Here is an 18,487-nt window from a genome sequence, read left to right on the forward strand (position 1 = left end):
CCAACATCACACCAATTTTTCCTATTTCCAACTTTATGACCGATAAGACAATTTCCCTGCAGCCGAAGATTTACCAGGCCCCCATGGAAGGTGTTATCGACCACCATGTGCGCAGACTGCTTTCAACGATTGGCGGAGTCGATATCTGTGTAACCGAATTTGTGCGTGTTACCGATACCCGCCTACCCCGCAGGGTTTTTACTCGTCTGTGTCCGGAGCTCTTGGAAGGCGCCAAAACGGCCAATGATATCCCGGTACGCTTGCAACTTCTGGGCGGCAATCCCGAGGCCATGGGCATCAATGCCGCCAAAGCCGTTGCCGTGGGGGCAAAGGCGATCGATCTGAATTTTGGTTGCCCAGCCAAGTCGGTCAATAACAGCGATGGGGGCGCCTGCCTATTGCAAAGCCCGCATCGGGTAGAGGCGATTGTCGGCGCTGTGCGCCGAGCCGTACCGGATCACATCCCTGTCACCGCGAAAATCCGCCTGGGGTTCAACGACCGCTCCACCTATATGGAAAATGCCCTGGCCGCAGCCGCCGGTGGAGCCAATGAGTTGGCGGTTCACGCTCGCTCTAAAGTCGATGGCTACAAGCCTCCGGCCTACTGGGAATATATCGGTGAGATTCGGGAAAAACTACAAATTCCAGTAGTCGCCAATGGCGATATCTGGACACTGGCAGAATTTCAGCGCTGCCACGAGCAAACCGGTTGCCAAGCCTTTATGTTTGGCCGCAGCCTGTTGGCAAGGCCTGATTTGGGACTGCAAATCAAGGCCTTCTGCGCCGGAATAGAATATCAGCCGATGGCATGGCCACAGATTGTCGAGTTACTCTGGGGTTACTATCAAATTACCCGGGAAGTCTACCCGGCCAAGTATCTGGGTAACCGGATCAAGCAGTGGCTCGCCTATCTCAAGCTCGCGTTTCCAGAGGCCCAGGTATTTTTTGAGAAACTTAAACACCTGCGCGAGGCTGAGGCTATTGAAGCCATTTTTTCCCAGGAATTGGAGTCACCCCAGGAAATCATTAACCAGAAAGCTATTGCAGCCGCTTAATAGCGGCTGCAAAGTTCGTTAAAGCTCAGCGGTTGACTGGCGACTTAGGTAAGCCGGGTTGTAATACTTTTCCGGCAAATCATGGGCCTGGACACTCTCATAAATAACCCGTGTCTCTGTGCCAGTATTGATCGTATCCTGCAGCCGCATTTCCGCCACTACCTGCCGCCCCTCTCTTTGCCCTGAGGTAAAGTGCGCAATCTTAGCCAACTTGCCGGATTTCAGGTAAAGCTCGGCTTTTACCGGAAAATTACTTTTGCTATCCACCCACAAGTTAATACGCTGATAACTGGCCCCTTTGGTTTTAGCGGTAAGGCTCAAACGGTTTACCAGCTGATCCTGTAATGTCTCCTGCCCGGCATAAACGCCCTGATAATCCTCACTCCAGGTAAGTGTGGCCACATCCCCCACCGATGCTCCCCCCAATAATTTTTGCATGGGTGTAATCCGTATAGGGCGGCGGCTGCGCGGCATCAGCATCCAATAGTTATCCTGCAGCATTAACATTTTGGTGCCCTCCTCTCCCTTGCCTTTGAATACCACTAGAGATTTGCGCTGTGGGCGGGTGTACACATGGTAATTATCCATACTGTCCAGCTCGCCATTTTTGTAGACCTGCACCTCAGTGACTACTCGCGCGGAATTTTCTTGCAGACGGTAAAAATCGGCTTTGGCAAGCATGCCCTCCACTTGCTGCGTGGTGTAGATAATCTCGTTGCTGGCCCCACTATTGGTATTGAGTGAATTGGCCAATGCCATTGGAGCCATTGCTATTACCAGAGCGCTGCCCAAAACTTTCCAAGCAATTTTTAGTTTCGCTAACTTATACATGTACCAATGCCTCTGTTATCGGTTTGTTTACACCTTTGCGCGCTGCCATAAAGGAAGACAGAACACAGATTGCCGCTACTGCTAACGAGATCATCCAAGCAAGATTCATTGAGAAATACACCACCAGGGGATAGCTCTCGGTTTTACCGGGAGGGGGCGGCATGGTGACTTCAAACACCATCAACCCCATACTCACCGCAGCTGCCAGCAAGATGCCCACGATCGCTCCTACCAGGGACAACACCAATGCCTCCAATACAAAGCCCAGCAATAATTCGGCGCGGGACGTACCCAATGCGGAAAGAGTGCCGATCTCACGGGTTCTTTCTGTAACCGACATCGCCAAGGTGTTGAAGAGAGAAACAAAAATCACCATCGCCATGATCACGCCCATCAGACCAAAAATTCGGTCGTAAAGACTTTTCACCCCTTGATAAAAGAAGGCGCGATCCTCCCAGGTGGTAATTTCCAACTCGGGAGCCTGCTCAGCCAGACGCGCCTTTAATACTTCGGTGTCTTCCAGCTCATAGCCGTACAGGTGCATGGTGCTGACTTTTTCACTGTCGAGAATAAACTGGGCAGAATTTATCGAGAGATACACCTGACGCTTATCCATGTCAGGAACACCAGTTCCAAAAATTCCCTGCACTTTAAAATCCAGTGCGTTAAGAGCCCCATCTACAGTAGTCGACATCAGGGTGATATAGTCCCCTGTTTTTACATTCAGATTTCTGGCCAGATCCTTGGCCAGCATAATCTGCGGATCGGTAGGATCTTCATTCTTACTCAGAATGCCACCTTCGGTCATATTTAAGAAAGGCCCTTTTACCCGAAACTCGCTCGGCAAAATCCCCTGCCCCAAAAATATGGTCGACTTATCTCCATTCGAGATCAAGCCATTCAAATAGATACGCGGTTGTACCGCCTTAACCCGGCTATCGATCAATAAGCGCTTTCTCAATTCATCGGCATTTTCCAAGCCATTTTGTAATGGATACTCTTCATCGCTATTGAAATATCCCGGCTGGGTAAACACCAGATGCCCCTGACTGCGCGCCGCGCCTTCTTTCAGGGATTTATAAGTGTATAGACCAAAGCCCCCGGAAGTCATCAGAGCCATCACTACAATAGCGACAATTGCGACGGTCAAAAGGCTGCGGCGGCGGTTGCGTAATAAATTCAAAACTGCCAGTTTTAAGCGACGCATGGGGCTTCCTCCTGCAAAATCACACCGTCTTGTAAATTGATCACTCTGTCACAGTGCTGAGTCATACGATCATCGTGGCTGGCCACAATAAAGGCCGTTTTCTGTTCCCTGCCAAGGTGTTTCATTAATTCAATAATCTGCTGAGCCGTTACACTATCCAAACTAGCGGTGGGCTCATCAGCTATCACCAATTTGGGCTTGTGCACCAGTGCTCGAGCTATTGCCACCCGTTGTTGCTGGCCGCCTGAGAGGCGGTCGGGGCGATATCGGGCAAACTCCGCCAAACCCACATAATCCAACATCTGCATTACCCGCTGTTTTACCTCTGCAGAATCCACACCATTGAGCTGTAATGGGTAGGCGACATTTTCAAAGGTACTCATCACCGGAACCAAATTAAATTTCTGAAAAATAAACCCCATCTGAGTGCGACGAATCTTCATTGCCTGCTGGTAGTCCCTGGTCATTAATTCATCGGCAAAATGCACCACACCGGAATATTCCTGATCCAATAAGCCACAGATATTTAGCATGGTACTTTTACCGGAGCCTGAGGGCCCACAGAGGGCCACCATAGTACCGGGGCGAATGGCCAGGTTGACATCTCGCAAAGCCTGGTGCTTTATTTCACCTGTCGTATAGGTCTTTTCTATATGTGTCAGCTGCAACATCGGTCTTTCTCCAATCCCAATTACTACTCAATATCCAGCTTACAAAGTGCCAGAGCCCCTCTTGTATTGACCTTTGCCTGCCATTCACTTTTCTGATCTGACTTTTCACCCAAATCCGCAGCCTCCAGGGCACCACAGTAGATCCAACTCACTGCCTGTACCGGCATGTGCGACAGACGCGGATCATTCATCAGCTCCCCATAGAGCTCAAATCCTCGATCAAAAGCATTGAAAAAAGCAGGTACCTTGGTAAAAGTGGTGGCCGCAATCCCTTTAAAAAGCAAATCCCGGGGCACCCCCCTAGCCGAGCGGCCAGGATTTTCAAGCTCCTCCAACATCAATAGGGCTTTGTCCATACGAGCGATCCCATTTTCTGCATAGCTCACCTTCTTCCACGGCAACCAACTCTCCTTGGCCATCAGAGTCTCACTGGCACCCAGGTAGAATAGGGCTGCAGGGTCTGTGGGATCTTGCTGCTGGGCAATTTTGAAAGCCTCGTAAGAAACTTCAATGGCATCCCCACCCTGCTGCGCAGCCTTGTTATATAGCCCTTCTAACTGCGCATCCACTGCGGCAAAAGCGGAAGTAGACATACCCAGTTGAATCAGTGCCGCTGCAATAATCTTCTTCATGATTTCTCTCCTTGCGTTTAGGTTGGGAGCAGATTAGCGCTGGTTATGGAGGTGGTCTTGATCGTGCGACAAAAGGGGAAGGAGAGGGATAAACGGGAAATCTTTGGGCTGAATGGAGTTAGAAGCCACAGATAAGTGGTAAATGGCGAGGCGTAAACTATTTTGGCAAGTTACTTCCTAGGAGGTGGTACAGCAGAACCAGTTAATTGATATTGCTCCTAAGCGACCTATCAAATCAGCTCGAACACATACATAAATATTAGGCCCAACATATTGAGAGGGTAAGCCCAAACTCACCCATCTGTAAGCAAGCCATAGTATTGAAAAATTGATTCTTAGGTATTGTCAGCTATCAACTTGCTAATAAATTTTAAAGCAGAGAAGCCAGGGGTGTTTAATTTTTCTAAATTTTTAACCATTGCTGACGGTAGATAAGGCTTGGCTGCAAACAGAAATTGGTCCGCCCCGGCCGGTGATTCAGTTGAAATCTTAGAAGAATAGAGATTCCATAATTCATAAATGGAAATAGAGCCCTGCTCTTTTAGGTATGTATCTATCGCATTTATAATCAGAAGACCGCAATTATAGTGAATGCGTGGATTCTTACGTGAAGCATCCAGGTAAACCGGATTTTCCTCCAGGCTGGCAAGGCATTTCTGCTCTGCTTGCTTTATCTTCTGCGACAGATAACCCTTAGAAAGGATACTCTCGAACGCCAAACCGGCAAAATAATCAGCCGCTCCCTCATGAAGCCAGGAGTCAACTGTATCTATAACATCGGCGCCCTCTCTCTGATATAAGTGAGCAACTTCATGGGAAAATAGCCAAAACAGTTCATCGACATCAATTGCCTCAACAACAGACTTCTTACCATACCAATGCATAAATATCTGGCCTGGTAGAGTTCCGCCTTGATGACCATGTCGACCATCGTCTGTAGAACTAAAAGAAGCAAACAATGCGGGCCTATAGCCAAGTGCGCCCATTTTATCGGCAAAGAAATCCATCAACTCAGGCAACTGAGTGCTCATCTGATGTAGCAGCTTCTCTGGTAGAAGTTCATCGATCACACTAACAAAGTGATCACTCTGTATCGGTTCTCCATGACCAATATAGACCTTGCTGCCTTCATCAAAAGCCGTCCACCCAATACTCCCCTGATAGATCCTGCCATGCAAGATAATATTGTCAGACTCGGGAGCAACAATCGTCAAATACCACTTATTGAGGCTAGGTTGACAAGAATCTGCGCAGGCAAAAAATCTCCCCGTATGCAATAGATAACTTCCATCAGAAAACGGGGTGAAAGGGGCATATTCCTTGGGGAGGGCCGTATAAGTAGGGGTAAGATGAAAAGTAGCTTCTGTAAAGGCACTGCCGTCCTCACGCACTAAACTCTCTTCCTCATCAACAAACTCAAACTGATACCCGTTAGAAGTAAGAGCCCAACGCTTGCTTCTTGAGTTATCCGGAGAGCTTTTAAAGGTGAGCTTCTTTATTGGTTTTTCAGACACAAAGGTAACAAACCAGTTACCATTTCCCTTCTTTTCCAGCTTGGTGCTAATAGTATTTGCAACTGCTATAGAGCTGAATCCTAAACAGCTACATACCACAGCCATAGTAATTGCAAGGGCTATTGTACGAAACGATTTTTTTATTATCATTCTCAACCTTAATCACAAAAAGCTTGTACTCTGAGCGTTTGAATAAGCACTTAATATTTTTTTAGCATTATATCCGTGAATTACCTCTCCATTGATAAGCAAGACAGGAACACCTTTACCACCTAGGCGATCATACTGAGACCTGCCCTCCTGGGACTTCTCAATATCATACTCATAAAATGGTATATTGTACTCTCCCAGCAATTCACGTGACTTCTGGCAGTAGCCGCACCATTCGGTAGCGTAAAGAATAACCTTACCCGGCCGCAGAGAGGCGTAATCCGGAAGCGGATTGAAATACAGCTCTATCTTATCCCACTTTTGAAAAATCAACAGAACTACAGCCAAAATCAACACATTCCTCATGCAAAGCCCCTAAAACTCAAAGAATCAGGCAAATAACCTCTTAGCAACTCAACAGCTAGAAAGCAAATGAGAGGTCCGCAATATGTACCAACTTAGGTGGTTCAGTATTTTATCTATAAGGCTTACTAGGGTGGTTATGCAAGATGTTTACCTTCAACTTTCCATCCTCACTCATAACATCCTTACAAATATCAGCCCTTGAGCCATTCTTTTTTATTACATCCTCTTAACGTCCCCACCGACACACTATCAGGCGCACCAAGGGTTTCGTCTTTAATGTAGTGTTGAGCTGATGCTTTTGCTGTAATTAAGGTGATCACCCTGAGAGAATGAATTTGTCAGTAAAAATTAGCTCTTAGTTAATACAGAGGGAAGGGGAACCTGTAATTTTTCAGCCCAGGGCTGAAGATCCTTGATAATAGAGGGATATAACTCTACACCATCACGCAATTGCCGTGTTCGATTCGCCCAAGCACGCTGGCCAGGCACTCTTACAGGCTCATCGCTATCACTGCGGTTTTGCTCCCAGAGGTTACTTAAAGCAATGGTTTGACGAAGAAAGTCTGCTTTTGCCCCAAAAGCCTGGGGATCAATTATCTGTAAGAAAACCGAGTTGGCCTCTTTATCGCGCTTGGCTGAATCATCACCACGGCCATAGCCTCCAAGTGCCATCGACAACACCTCCAACATTGCACTTAGTGCCGCCCCCTTGTAACCGTGATCAGCACCACCAATCGGTAAAATACTGCCACCATTTTTGAACGCCGAGGGATCATCGGAAATCTTGCCATTATGATCTTTAAGGCAAGCTGAAGGCATTTTCCTACCCTCTCGCTTTGCACGTGACACATAGGCACCAGCTGTGATAGACATACTCACATCAAACAACAGAGGGTAATCTCCGGCCGGAGCCGCAAATGCCAGGGGATTCGCAGAGAACAATGGATCAATTCCCCCTTGAGGCGATACAGTATTTTCTCCCGGAGTTGAACAGGTTAGAATCACCACATAACCCGCTTCGATTACCTGAGGTAAATAGGCAGCTAGGCAGGCAATATGCTGGCTGCGGCGAATAGTAGCGGTAACGACACCCTGTTCAGATACTCGTGACAATGCCTGTTCAATGGCTTTGCTAAGCACCCAGGGGCCAGGTAAAAATTGTGCATCCCAGTTAAAACAGTTACCCCTATCGGACAACACTTTGGGTTCACCATTAAGCTTGGACTCACCACTTTGTAACCACTCTAAATTGCTCACAACCCGGTGCAAGCCATGGGTGGTAAAACCGAGCAAGTCTGCCTGCAAGAATACATTAGCGATTATGTCGGCCCTGTCCTTAGCGAGCCCCATACGCTGGAATAAAGCACTGGCAAAATTTCTTAATTCTGTGGAAGAGTAATAATCTTGCATCGTGACTCCATGTCATTCTTAGTTAGGACAATTAAGAACCGGCGCTTACTGTAAACCGGTTATAATTAATCCGCCTTACCACCTTAAATTTATTCTCTCTATGTAACAAACAAAAAATACATTCACATAGATTTAAACATTGCTGCGGCCCTACGGCTCACAGAAAACTTTTGCCCATCATCCATAATTACCGTAGCTGAGCCCGTCAGCCCTCGGTTAATCTTATCGATTCGCTTAATACAGACAATCGTTGATCGGTGTATCTGCCAAAAAAGATCAGGCTCCAACTGCGTCATCAATTCCTTAAGCGGTGTGCGTATAATATGCTGGCCCTGGTCTGAGTAAACAGTGGTGTACTTGTCCTCAGCGACAAAAGCCGAAATTTCATCACAGGAGATTAGGTGTACATCCTCTCCCTTACTAGCCCTGATCCAGCGTAGATATTCCGGCTTACCGACATTGAGTTGCTGCAATAAAGCCGCAATATTCGGACTCACTTGCGCCTGCTCTTCCACTCTACTTTCCAGACGCTTCTTGATACGTTCACAAGCTAGCTGAAGTCGCTCATCATCAATGGGCTTCAACAAATAATCTACGGCTTCCTGCTCAAAAGCATTTACTGCATATTCATCATAGGCAGTAATAAAGACCACTACGGGTTTGATTTCCAGCTTGTTAAGCGCGGAAGCAACCGCAATACCGTCCAAACCCGGCATACGGATATCGAGAAAAATGACATCAGGCTGTTCTTTCTGGCAAAGAGTTAATGCCTCCTGACCATCAGCTGCTTTACCAACTACCACAAGTTCCGGATAAACATCAGCCAACATTTTATCCAGATGATGACGCAACAAGGGTTCATCATCGGCAATTATTGCGCGCATGGAAACTCCAATCTAGCGGTAACCCCGCCCAGTTGATTACTACTTATCTGCAGCTTGCCTTTTTCCTGGTATAGAGTGGCAAGACGCTCCTTGATATTATTTAAAGCCAAACCATTGTGCTTGTTTGACGTTGACTTATTGGTTGCAGCCTGCAAACCAATTCCACTGTCCTCCACTTCTATGATCCACTGACTAGCTTTCGTAGCCACCCTGAGACAGACCAACCCTCCTTTCTGTGAAGGTTCAATACCATGGAAAATGGCATTTTCCACCAATGGCTGTATTAATAGGGGCGGAACTTCCGTTGAAGGGTTAACGGTTTCTGCCAGTTCGACCCTATACTGCAAGCGCTCACCCAGTCGGATTTGCTGAATAGCCAAATAGCTTTCAAGACTGCGAAGTTCATCTTTCAAGGACACATAGTCAGAACGCGATTTATTCAAACTAAAGCGCAAGAGATCGCTAAAATTGTCCAGTAATAGCTCTGCCTTCTGTGGGTCGTGCCTAATCAGCATCTTAAGATTGGCCAGTGTATTAAACAGAAAGTGAGGTTCTATTTGACTTTGTAATACTTTCAGCTGGCTTTGCACCAGAGTTTTTTGTTGCTGGGCCTGTAGTAACTCTGCTTCCTTGCGCTCAGTCTCCAGCTTGTGGGACTGTTCACGATTAAGATAAAACTGGTAGAGTAAAGTCGTCAAAAAGATAGCCAGAATTAGTGAGTAAATCAGGGCATTAACCGCAGGAAAAACTCCAAAGCCAGAGACCCACCACCAAACATTAATAGAACCCAGCACCGTCGTTGCCGAAATGGTTACTGCATACTTGAGTACATGTGGCCAGTTCGGTTTTAGGTGGAGCATAAGCTTGCGCGTAGAAAAAGCAACAAAGCCATAGGTTAGAGAAATACCAAAGTTGAGAGAGTAACTCCCTCCCCACACTTGTTTAGTGATTAGGGCCACAACAATACAAAGAATCAATATACGTAAATATTCACTGAGCAACTTCACCATGATTCCTTTTATATCTTCATGTTCGCAGTCAAAGTAACAAGGGTTTCATTAGGCAATTGTGTAAAATACGATTTTGTAGCGCCGCCAAAATACCTTACTGATGCACCCAGAGTCCAATCGCCCTTCATTTCATGGTTAATACCAGCAGTCAAAACCATGCCTCTATCGCCAGGGGAATATAAAATATCCAATTTGGGATTGTAATTGTGATTAGATAAGCTCCAGTGCATCATCAGGTTATGGCGATTGCGTGCTTCACTTAAAAAAGCTGCAGCAGAAGCATATCTGGTAGCATCCCATCCTTCCCCCTGTTCACTGTACCAGCTGGCATTGTCTGCAAGCCTTTGCCAATCGCGAGTATGCCACGCCCTGCTATCAAACCAGTATTCAGCGATGATCGTATGCCCTGCGGTATGGGTCCAGGTCATGCCCAACAGAGCCTGCCAGCCATCGCTCTGTTCTCCCTCTCGGGGTAAAGTGCCAGCTCCTGGAGAACCGGGCTTTAGCCATTGACGATAACGCTGTTGGTAACGGCCTTCGCTATGTAATTCCCATGACTCCCCATAGGTCGCAACCCAGCTGGCGCCGATATTCAAGCCACGCTGATCATCCAGATAACCGAGTAGTTGCCATTCACTCACACCTTTCAGCTGGTACCAACGTGCAGCCAAACCTCTCGGAAGCTCTTCATTAATAAGTTGACTAGCATTAGCATCTACCAACATCAGGCTCAGCTCTCCACTTTCTGTGAAGCGGCTGGCTGATACGACGGCAACTCCCTCATCAGCCCGCAGAGATACCGGGTTGCGCTCCATAGGCAGGAATAGATCCAAAGGTCTGTGAGCGTAGCTAACACCAAAATCCAGGCGACGCTTACCTGCAAGCAGGTCCCACCCGAACCTATCCCCCTGCCAAAATAACTCTTCCACAACAAGTTCTGATTCCTCACCAGCGCCACTACCTGCTTCATGCAGCATGGAAACCTGTCCTTCCCAGTCCGATACCTGCAGCGCACCTTGTAATTTAGCTTGGCGCTCATAACCTGACCCAGAATCGAAGATGGCACTTTTCGATTGATTCTTAGCGCTAACAGCCATTGCCAACTCCCACTGCTGAGTAAGTGACTGAGCATTGAGCTCACCCACCAAAGACAACATCAACAGCAGCCAAAAAGTATTCCTTTTCATCATCACCTCCAACTTGATAGAAGCAATTTAGCAACACGAGTTGTTGTCTCCAGTCCAAGTGATGAGTGGTCTCCATGATGGACAGGCCGTAGATGGTAGGGATAAATGGTGGATAGCGGCTAGTGCAGGCCAGCGAGTGACGAATAAAGCTGGCCAATTCACAGATCAGTAGTGAGGCCACCATCATCAATTCTGAACAGCAACCAAAGTGATCGGTGGGCCATAACGCTCTATATCTAAACGCTCTGTCACCCAGTGCAAAAGGTCTCTCACTTCAGGCTATCAGAAGTGTTCCTCTTGGAACCCTCCTGTGCTCACCAAACCACAAAACAGGCACATAAGAAGTGAAAATTTTTAGCTTCCCGCGACGAAATCAATAAAAAATACTCTTTAAATCACAATTGGTGGAACCGTACCAGTTGATAGGAGTCCATCTTTTAACTCATTAAACACCGGCTATGACCTTATAGAGATAAATTGGGGGAACAATGCCTGGTCCACTTAAAACGTTTAGCGCTCTCACATTAACCGTAATTCTGGCCGCTTGTAGTGGAGGCTCTGGAGGCAGTAATAATTCTGATAATAATCAGCCTAATAATGAAACAAATGGCGGATCTAACACCGGCACAGATGCCGATAACAACAATGATAATGATGGGGGCAACACCGATACTGGCGACTACAGATTCAATCCTAGCACTCCGCTAAGTACATTAGTGGTAGGAACTAGTGAATATGCACAGGGTACACTGCAATTAGAGGATACCGATAGTACCAGCCCCACCTTTCAGTCTGGGACTTATGCCGGAAAGTATGGTGACTTCAAACTATATGACAGCGGCAATTGGGAATACCAACTGAACAACAATGCCAACGATTTAAACAGCGGCGCCTCGGTAGAAGATACTATCGTTTTTTCTCTCAGTAACGGAGATCAGCTAAACATATCTTTTGCGATCCAAACGATTGAAGCCACCCAAAATAGTATCGTTTTTATATTGGTGAATTTTTCCGATGCCGCCGTAACGGATGATGTCAGCATCTCCCAGCTTGCGGATATGACATTCAACGCTACCGACTCCCTCGATAACACTTACAAAGAAAACTCACTGGGCCAGCTAAAGTTCCAGCGCCATCTCAGCAGCAATAATTCTCTAGCACAATATTGCTATGGTGAGGACAATAAAGAAGAAAGCTCTATTGACTGCTTTATATACAGCATCCCCGACAATCAAAACGGAGGGATTTTAAGTGTTCAAAATGCTCAGAACCGTGCCACAAGCTCTCAGGATGGGCAATATTCCGATGGAGGTTATACTTGGAGAGATAACGCAAGCCGCTGGGTAGAAAGCAATTTTGTCGATGCCAATAATCGCCCAGTAGACCTCAACGCATGGCGCCATCAAGTATTTATATTCCCAACCGCCGCTTACAATGCCGGGTTAGTTGGTACAGGGGTCGCGGCGGTCAATGGCCGCTGGAGTATCGTTACTGCAGATAGCGATCAACTAATTATGGGGCATGAACTGGGTCATAACATTGGTTTAGGCCATGCAGGCAATGATAACAACAACGATGGGGATACTAGCGACCGAGGGGAAAGCGAATATGGCGCTGCCGCAGCCTTCATGGGCAATAGCTGGCAGTCACGCTTATTTGGCAGCGCTCATAGGGACTTTATGGGTTGGTACAACAGCTTCCCTGGCTATTCCAAATCTGTTTCTAAAAGTATGGGGAATGCTTCAGAGGTTCAAATTCAGGCTATCGAACTTACCGCCGGCGAATTAAATAAAACAATGCCACAGATAATAAAAGTGGAGAGTAACGGTAGCAGCAATCGAGAAAATCACTATTTCGTGGAATATCATATTTCCCACCCCATCCTAAACCCTCGTTCACAGCAAGATAAGGCCGTAACTGTGCATTATCTGAAAGATGACACCGCCAACCAAGTGGCCACTCTTGAAGAGCCCGGCAGCAGCTTCACAGATTCGGCTGCTGGAGTCACCATAGAGTTTAAATCCAGAAGTGATGAAATGAATACTGCCACCATTTCAGTAAGCTATACAAATTAAAGAGAGAAATAGCAATGAGATACTTACTCACAATAATTTCGACCTTACTGTTAATTCCCACCGCCTCTGGTCAGGAAACTATAACGGGAGTACTGGAAGAAGAGGTTTCAGAAAATTTTAAAACAGGAAAAATTGATCATCGCTTTTCCATCAAAGATGAAAACACAGGGCAGTATTATTTTATAGATGCCAAGGAGATCAAAAAAAAGGGCATGAGATCTGGTGAACGAGTCAGAATACGAGGAGAAAAACAAGAGCGTCGTCGGCTTCATATCAAGGAAACCGAGAGAATCATTTACGAAGAATAAGCACGTAATATCCAGCCGCTCATAAATCTACGCCAGGGCATATACTTCATCAAAATAGCCCTGGCGACGTAAAAACCCACCGGATAGCACAACGCAATAAGCCGCCCTGTTTTTGCTATTATTTCACTGGTTATGTCTAGGAATTTGCCAACCCCTTTTGTTGGCGATACACATGCCAGGGAGTAACGGATGAAAACAGTTGTATCAATCGTTCTGGGTATCGCTCTATTTCAATCACTTTCAGCAAGTGCCGCCTGGACTGAACAGGCGCGCATTGACTATCTCAAAGTTCACAGCCAAGGAGTAGACGTTCGATTAAAAGGATTTGAAAATACCAGTGCTGAAGTGGCATGCTCTGACACTAGGACATTTGTACTAGTGAATGATGAATCTCAAATCTATGACACCAAAGTCTCTTTTTTATTGTCTGCTTTTATGTCAAAGACCCCAGTAAATCTGAGTTACTATGGATGCTATGAAGATAGAATCCGCTTGTATTCCGTCATAATCAGGGACTGAAGCGCCATCAAGCGATGTTTGGAATAACAATATTTTATCAGGAAGGATACATGGATGTATCCACTCAACTCTTAAAAAAGTATTTCACCAAATTTAATGTATAAGACCCGCCTAACATTTATGCGGATCTTATACAGGCCACTCTGACCTTAATTATAAACCTACGGCACTTAAATCACGGGATCAGAGATTATCGTGACATTTTCCAGGCCATAATACTCTACAACCCAAGAATAACTTTCATACACTTCATAGCGGTCTGGGAAAGCTTTACCCACCACATCCCAGCGTTTACGAGATTTAGAATAACTTGATCCTTTGATCACACCAGTGAAATTGAATTCGTCACCGTTATGGGGATTAGTCACAGTAGTGGTATAAGGGATTTCAACCTCGCTATTTTCTACCATCATACGTGCCACCAGTAGGCTATAAGCGGGTACACTCGCGGGCATCGCTTCCTTAACGGTTCTCTGATTACTAACCGTCGAAGTTTCTCCAACCGTAGTTGAGGCTGAAAAAGTTTCAGAAAAATTGAACGTGATCGAGCCACTATTTTCAACGGTACCCGGAACTCCAACCTTGTAACCCTCAGTCAAGCTCACGCCGGCAGTCACCGAGATGCCGAGTGTATTGGTCCAAGTATCAGTTTCGCTCTTGCCATCCGTATACCAAACTTCGGTACTATCACTCTGAGTTACGCTAGAAAAATTCTCTAACAATCTTTCACCAAAGAAGGTTTTTGTATTCTCAGGGGTTTCCACAATTTGATCCCAGTGTATTTCAACCCCACTCTCAACCAGATCAAAACGGTCAGCCACACAAGGGTAAATACTCCAAATCTTGCTATCTCCTGCGGTACCAGCAAAACCCACAACTGAACGGGTACCAATACTTAGCTGATACTCTTGCCACTTATGCCAACCATTATTACTGCCAAAAGTTATCTCTCTAGTAGAGTTATTTGACATATCTTTTAAGTAAACACGGATACGAGAAATATTGCCATCGCGTTTCTTATAAAAACGCCAACCCTGGATGTATTCCATATCTCCGAGGAGTTTGCGGAATCCTGAACCAGTCGTTTTACCCACCTCGTCATCATCAGCGTATAGATATTCAAGCTTCAAGCCTTTGATGCGTTCATCCCCGCTATAACTGGTAATAGCAGCTATTTTATCTCCCGGCACACGCTTAGTGGAATAGCTATCACACATGTCAAAGTCACTGCCATTACCACTCTTACCATAGGAGAATATTTCATCATATCGTAAGGTTCCGCCTTTATCTGCGGTATTAAAATAGAGATCCAATATATTGGTAGCTGCTAAAACTGGGGCAGAAAGAAAAAACCCGATCACCACTGTAAAGATATACCTCATGGCATTACCCTTTTATTAATTGTGCTATCAGTCCGTCATTGTTAGTTACCTCATTACCTCTACCACCTGAGTATTTTCTCTTTTCGCACCTCCTTTAATTGCTTATTAAGGGGTTCCATCCTGTGTGAGATTCTTTTAAATCAGTGAATAGCTTTTATCGGTTATATTCATTGGAACACAAACTCAACAATCACCAGAAACTGCCCACCACCAGGGCAGTAGTAATCAGCAGTAATACTGAAAGTACACGATAATTGCGCCATAGGGGCTCACTGCGCAGCGCCTCGGTTTCCGCATCAAAGTCTTTGCGAGACCAAACAAACTGCCTGGCTTCCTCACTAATCTTTGCCGGGCTTATCAAGCTGGAAGCCACCAACACCATGGAGCAGAAAACAAAGAGGATTGGCGCTATATAAAGGAAATGTAAATTAGTCCAACCCAGCACCTCATTAGCGAGGAATAGAGTTACTCCTCCGGCAGTGCCCAAAACCAAAGTGGTCATTGCACCCTTGGAGGTCGCTCCCTGCCAAAAAAAGCCAATTAGGAATAGAGCCAAAACAGGGGGTACGGCATAGGAAAGTACTTTTTGCAGATATTGGAACAGAGAACCAAAATTCTCTATCTGCGGCGCCCACAGCACAGCCAGAACCATAAAAATGAAGGTGACCAGTTGCCCCACGCGCATCAGCTGATGCTGGTTCAAAGAGGGAAAACGCTGTCGCACGAAATCCATCGTCACCAATGTAGATGCAGAGTTCAGCGTGGAGTCAATCTGAGACATAAGGGCTGCAACAAAACCAGCCAAGACCAATCCCAAAATGCCCACAGGTAACAATTCAAATAGTAAGGTTGGATAAACCATGTCTGCCCGTTCCAGCTCGGGGAACAGGACAATCGCCATAGTGCCGGGCAGGACCATAATAAACAGCACCGGCAATTTCAGAAGACCGGCAAACAACGCTCCCCAGCGCCCATGGTTAATATCTTTGGCGCTCAGCACCCGCTGTACCATGAATTGGTTGGTACACCAGAAATAGAAACCCAGTAGGGCCACTCCAGTGACCAGCCCCAGCCAAGGCACACTGGAATCTCCGATTGGACGGATCAAACTCAATTGATGGGGGGATACCTGGGAAACCACATTCTCCCAGCCACCAGCGCGATCCAGAGCGAAAATACTGATCAGAATTGAACCAAAAATTAGCAATAGAGCCTGGATAGTATCGGTGTAAATTACCGCGGCCAAACCGCCGGCAATCGTGTAAATACCTGCGATCACCGCCAAAATCGAAATGGTCACTGACATCGGCATTTCAGGAAAAATCAGCTTCATCACTAAGCCTCCGGCATAGAGGCTGCCGGCGGTATCTACCACGATATTCAGGAAAATTGTCAGACCGGAAAAGTAAGTCCTGGCGGTGCGATTAAAGCGCCGCTCCAGCATCTCGGGCATGGTGTAGATACGGGAGCGAAGTATTGTCGGCAGATAAAAAATCGCGAAAAACACCAGGATGACAGCAGCCATCCACTCATAGTTGAAGACCGCAATGCCGGTACTATAAGCATCGCCAGCCAAACCAATCAGGGTCGTGCTGGAGATATTCGAAGCGAACAGGGAAAGCCCTATCAGCGGCCAAACCATCTTTCGCCCAGCAAGGAAGTAGTCTTCAGCGGTGTCGTGGCGACGACTGAGATAGAGCCCCAGGCCAATTGTGAAAACGAAATAGACGACCAAAATGATCGCATCGATGGGGTGGAGACCAAAATCGACCGACATAACTTCCTCGTTCACCGCTAGTTGCGTATTTTTATGGTTTGCGGAACTTGCAAAAAATTAAATCACAGTGGTTTAATTAAGTAAAGCAAACCACCAAAATATAAATAAAACCTTTAAAATCAATAGATTAAGGAAACAACCGTTTATCTCACTTTCATTGCTTACGCTAGGCAAACGCAATAAAATCCTATATGGACGTATTTGTCACAAATAGTCTCAGACCAAACTCTCGGATACGCGTTTTCTACAAAAGGGGCACAGAGATGGGTAAGGGAAGTAATTCCAGCGGCCTGCGTCGCTATAACGAACGGGTTTTGCTAACCGCGCTGCGGAAAGCAGGTACTGCGTCCAAGTCTGACCTGGCGCGCCTCACCAACCTCACCCCCCAGGCCGTTACACGCATCGTGGATGAATTGGAGAGTACTGGCATGGTTATGCGTGAGGGGCGCAGGCTTGGCGGCAAAGGCCAGCCCTCCATCATGTACACCATCAACCCCACCGGTGCTTACTCCATAGGCATTAAAGTCGGGCGGCGTAATGTTGAATTATTGTTAATGGATTTTGGCGGCAATATTTTGAAGAAAATATGCCAGGAATTTGAATGCCCTGAGCCCGACTTTCTTCTCAGAAATATAGAATCGGGTATCGAAAATTTAAGTGCAGAATTAGTCAAAAAAGACCAATCCAAGCTCGTCGGCGTTGGTATCGCCATGCCCTGGTTTATCGGTGCCTGGACAAAAGAATTGGAAATGAGCGATACCCTGGCGAACGAATGGCGAGAAATTAACTTCGCAGAAGAGGTTTCCAAAGGCACCCACCTACCCGTCTTCTTTGAAAATGACTGCTCTGCTGCAGCAGTCGCCGAGCTGCAATTCGGTAAAGGCACTGAAGTTTCCGATTTTCTTTATATCTTCGTTGGCACTTTTATCGGCGGCGGCCTGGTGCTTAATAGCAGCCTGGAGACTGGTGTACATGGCAACTCAGGCAACCTGGCCACCATGCCAGTCCCTGCCTCCAAGCTCAGTAGCACCCCAGAACCCGAAGGGGCCTTCGAGACCTTACTTAATCGAGCCTCACTATTTGGCTTGCGCCGACACCTGCGCGCCAACCAAATTAATATCAATGACTCTGCTGATTTATTGTCGGTGATGGATCAGGCCCGCCCTCTCATACAGGAATGGCTGGACGACTGCGCTGATGCACTGGTTTACGCCATTCTCTCCGCAGTCAGCGTACTGGACCTTGAGGCCGTTGTTATCGATGCGCACCTCCCGCGATTCCTGCTGGAGGAGCTGGTGGAAATCATCTCCAGACGAATGCAGCAAGCAGCCCCGTCCGGAGTTTTCAAGCCCCAGATAATGAGCGGTAAGATCGGTATTGATGCCATCGCGATTGGCGGTGCCATCCTGCCCTTTTACTCCAATTTTGCACCAGATAAGACCGTGCTATTGAAGGGTGGAGTTCCTGAGCGGGTTCCGGTTTAACCTGAAATATAGCGGAAAATCAAGG

17 protein-coding genes are annotated in these 18,487 nt (G+C 46.7%); 5 read left to right on the forward strand and 12 right to left on the reverse strand.

Annotated elements, in window-relative coordinates; genetic code table 11:
- The first annotated feature begins 35 nt into the window (after window positions 1-35).
- A complete protein-coding gene (locus ACJJI0_RS08640) occupies window positions 36-1,055 on the forward strand; it encodes a tRNA dihydrouridine synthase (RefSeq protein WP_444885530.1) in 1,020 nt (339 codons plus the stop codon).
- An 18-nt stretch (window positions 1,056-1,073) separates the two neighbouring features.
- Here the strand turns inward: ACJJI0_RS08640 and ACJJI0_RS08645 are convergent, their stop codons facing one another.
- The 10 genes from ACJJI0_RS08645 to ACJJI0_RS08690 form a co-directional block, all read right to left on the reverse strand.
- Complete coding sequence (locus ACJJI0_RS08645) at window positions 1,074-1,886, reverse strand: outer membrane lipoprotein-sorting protein (protein ID WP_444885531.1); 813 nt, start codon at window positions 1,884-1,886, stop codon at window positions 1,074-1,076.
- Window positions 1,879-3,093 (reverse strand): ABC transporter permease, encoded by a 1,215-nt coding sequence (locus ACJJI0_RS08650; RefSeq protein WP_444885532.1) that lies wholly within the window; start codon window positions 3,091-3,093, stop codon window positions 1,879-1,881. Before ACJJI0_RS08650 ends, ACJJI0_RS08645 begins: the two co-directional genes overlap by 8 nt.
- Window positions 3,081-3,764: an ABC transporter ATP-binding protein gene (locus ACJJI0_RS08655; protein ID WP_444885533.1), complete on the reverse strand. Its 684-nt coding sequence runs from the start codon at window positions 3,762-3,764 to the stop codon at window positions 3,081-3,083. The genes ACJJI0_RS08650 and ACJJI0_RS08655 overlap by 13 nt, the downstream gene beginning before the upstream one ends.
- 23 nt (window positions 3,765-3,787) lie before the next feature.
- Window positions 3,788-4,396, reverse strand: a complete 609-nt coding sequence (locus tag ACJJI0_RS08660; RefSeq protein ID WP_444885534.1) for a hypothetical protein — start codon at window positions 4,394-4,396, stop codon at window positions 3,788-3,790.
- Between the two features lie 335 nt (window positions 4,397-4,731).
- Window positions 4,732-6,060, reverse strand: a complete 1,329-nt coding sequence (locus ACJJI0_RS08665) for a gluzincin family metallopeptidase (protein WP_444885535.1) — start codon at window positions 6,058-6,060, stop codon at window positions 4,732-4,734.
- 12 nt (window positions 6,061-6,072) lie between these two features.
- Window positions 6,073-6,426: a glutaredoxin family protein gene (locus ACJJI0_RS08670; RefSeq protein ID WP_444885536.1), complete on the reverse strand. Its 354-nt coding sequence runs from the start codon at window positions 6,424-6,426 to the stop codon at window positions 6,073-6,075.
- A 348-nt stretch (window positions 6,427-6,774) separates the two neighbouring features.
- Entirely contained in the window at window positions 6,775-7,836 is a 1,062-nt protein-coding gene (locus ACJJI0_RS08675; RefSeq protein ID WP_444885537.1) for an Ldh family oxidoreductase, read from the reverse strand.
- A 122-nt stretch (window positions 7,837-7,958) separates the two neighbouring features.
- On the reverse strand, window positions 7,959-8,720 hold the full coding sequence (locus ACJJI0_RS08680) for a LytR/AlgR family response regulator transcription factor (protein ID WP_444885538.1): 762 nt from the start codon (window positions 8,718-8,720) through the stop codon (window positions 7,959-7,961).
- Complete coding sequence (locus ACJJI0_RS08685) at window positions 8,708-9,727, reverse strand: sensor histidine kinase (RefSeq protein WP_444885539.1); 1,020 nt, start codon at window positions 9,725-9,727, stop codon at window positions 8,708-8,710. Before ACJJI0_RS08685 ends, ACJJI0_RS08680 begins: the two co-directional genes overlap by 13 nt.
- Before the next feature lie 11 nt (window positions 9,728-9,738).
- Window positions 9,739-10,917, reverse strand: a complete 1,179-nt coding sequence (locus tag ACJJI0_RS08690) for a TonB-dependent receptor (RefSeq protein WP_444885540.1) — start codon at window positions 10,915-10,917, stop codon at window positions 9,739-9,741.
- 488 nt (window positions 10,918-11,405) lie between these two features.
- Here ACJJI0_RS08690 and ACJJI0_RS08695 point away from each other — a divergent pair, with 488 nt between their 5' ends.
- The 3 genes from ACJJI0_RS08695 (at window position 11,406) to ACJJI0_RS08705 (ending at window position 13,819) form a co-directional block, all read left to right on the forward strand.
- Window positions 11,406-12,992, forward strand: coding sequence for a VCBS domain-containing protein (locus tag ACJJI0_RS08695; RefSeq protein ID WP_444885541.1), 1,587 nt, complete (start codon window positions 11,406-11,408; stop codon window positions 12,990-12,992).
- Window positions 12,993-13,006: 14 nt separating this feature from the next.
- Window positions 13,007-13,300 (forward strand): hypothetical protein, encoded by a 294-nt coding sequence (locus ACJJI0_RS08700; RefSeq protein WP_444885542.1) that lies wholly within the window; start codon window positions 13,007-13,009, stop codon window positions 13,298-13,300.
- A 189-nt stretch (window positions 13,301-13,489) separates the two neighbouring features.
- The gene (locus ACJJI0_RS08705) at window positions 13,490-13,819 is read left to right on the forward strand and encodes a hypothetical protein (protein WP_444885543.1); all 330 of its coding nucleotides are present in this window, start codon (window positions 13,490-13,492) and stop codon (window positions 13,817-13,819) included.
- A gap of 170 nt (window positions 13,820-13,989) precedes the next feature.
- On the opposite strand, the gene ACJJI0_RS08710 is transcribed toward ACJJI0_RS08705, so the two are convergent.
- Window positions 13,990-15,183, reverse strand: coding sequence for a hypothetical protein (locus ACJJI0_RS08710; protein ID WP_444885544.1), 1,194 nt, complete (start codon window positions 15,181-15,183; stop codon window positions 13,990-13,992).
- A gap of 208 nt (window positions 15,184-15,391) precedes the next feature.
- Window positions 15,392-16,978, reverse strand: a complete 1,587-nt coding sequence (locus tag ACJJI0_RS08715) for a sodium:solute symporter (RefSeq protein ID WP_444885545.1) — start codon at window positions 16,976-16,978, stop codon at window positions 15,392-15,394.
- 263 nt (window positions 16,979-17,241) lie between these two features.
- Here ACJJI0_RS08715 and ACJJI0_RS08720 point away from each other — a divergent pair, with 263 nt between their 5' ends.
- Entirely contained in the window at window positions 17,242-18,462 is a 1,221-nt protein-coding gene (locus ACJJI0_RS08720) for an ROK family transcriptional regulator (RefSeq protein WP_444885546.1), read from the forward strand.
- Window positions 18,463-18,487 lie beyond the last annotated feature (25 nt).

The sequence above is a fragment of the Microbulbifer mixtoriginis (SeqCode) genome, assembly GCF_052466695.1.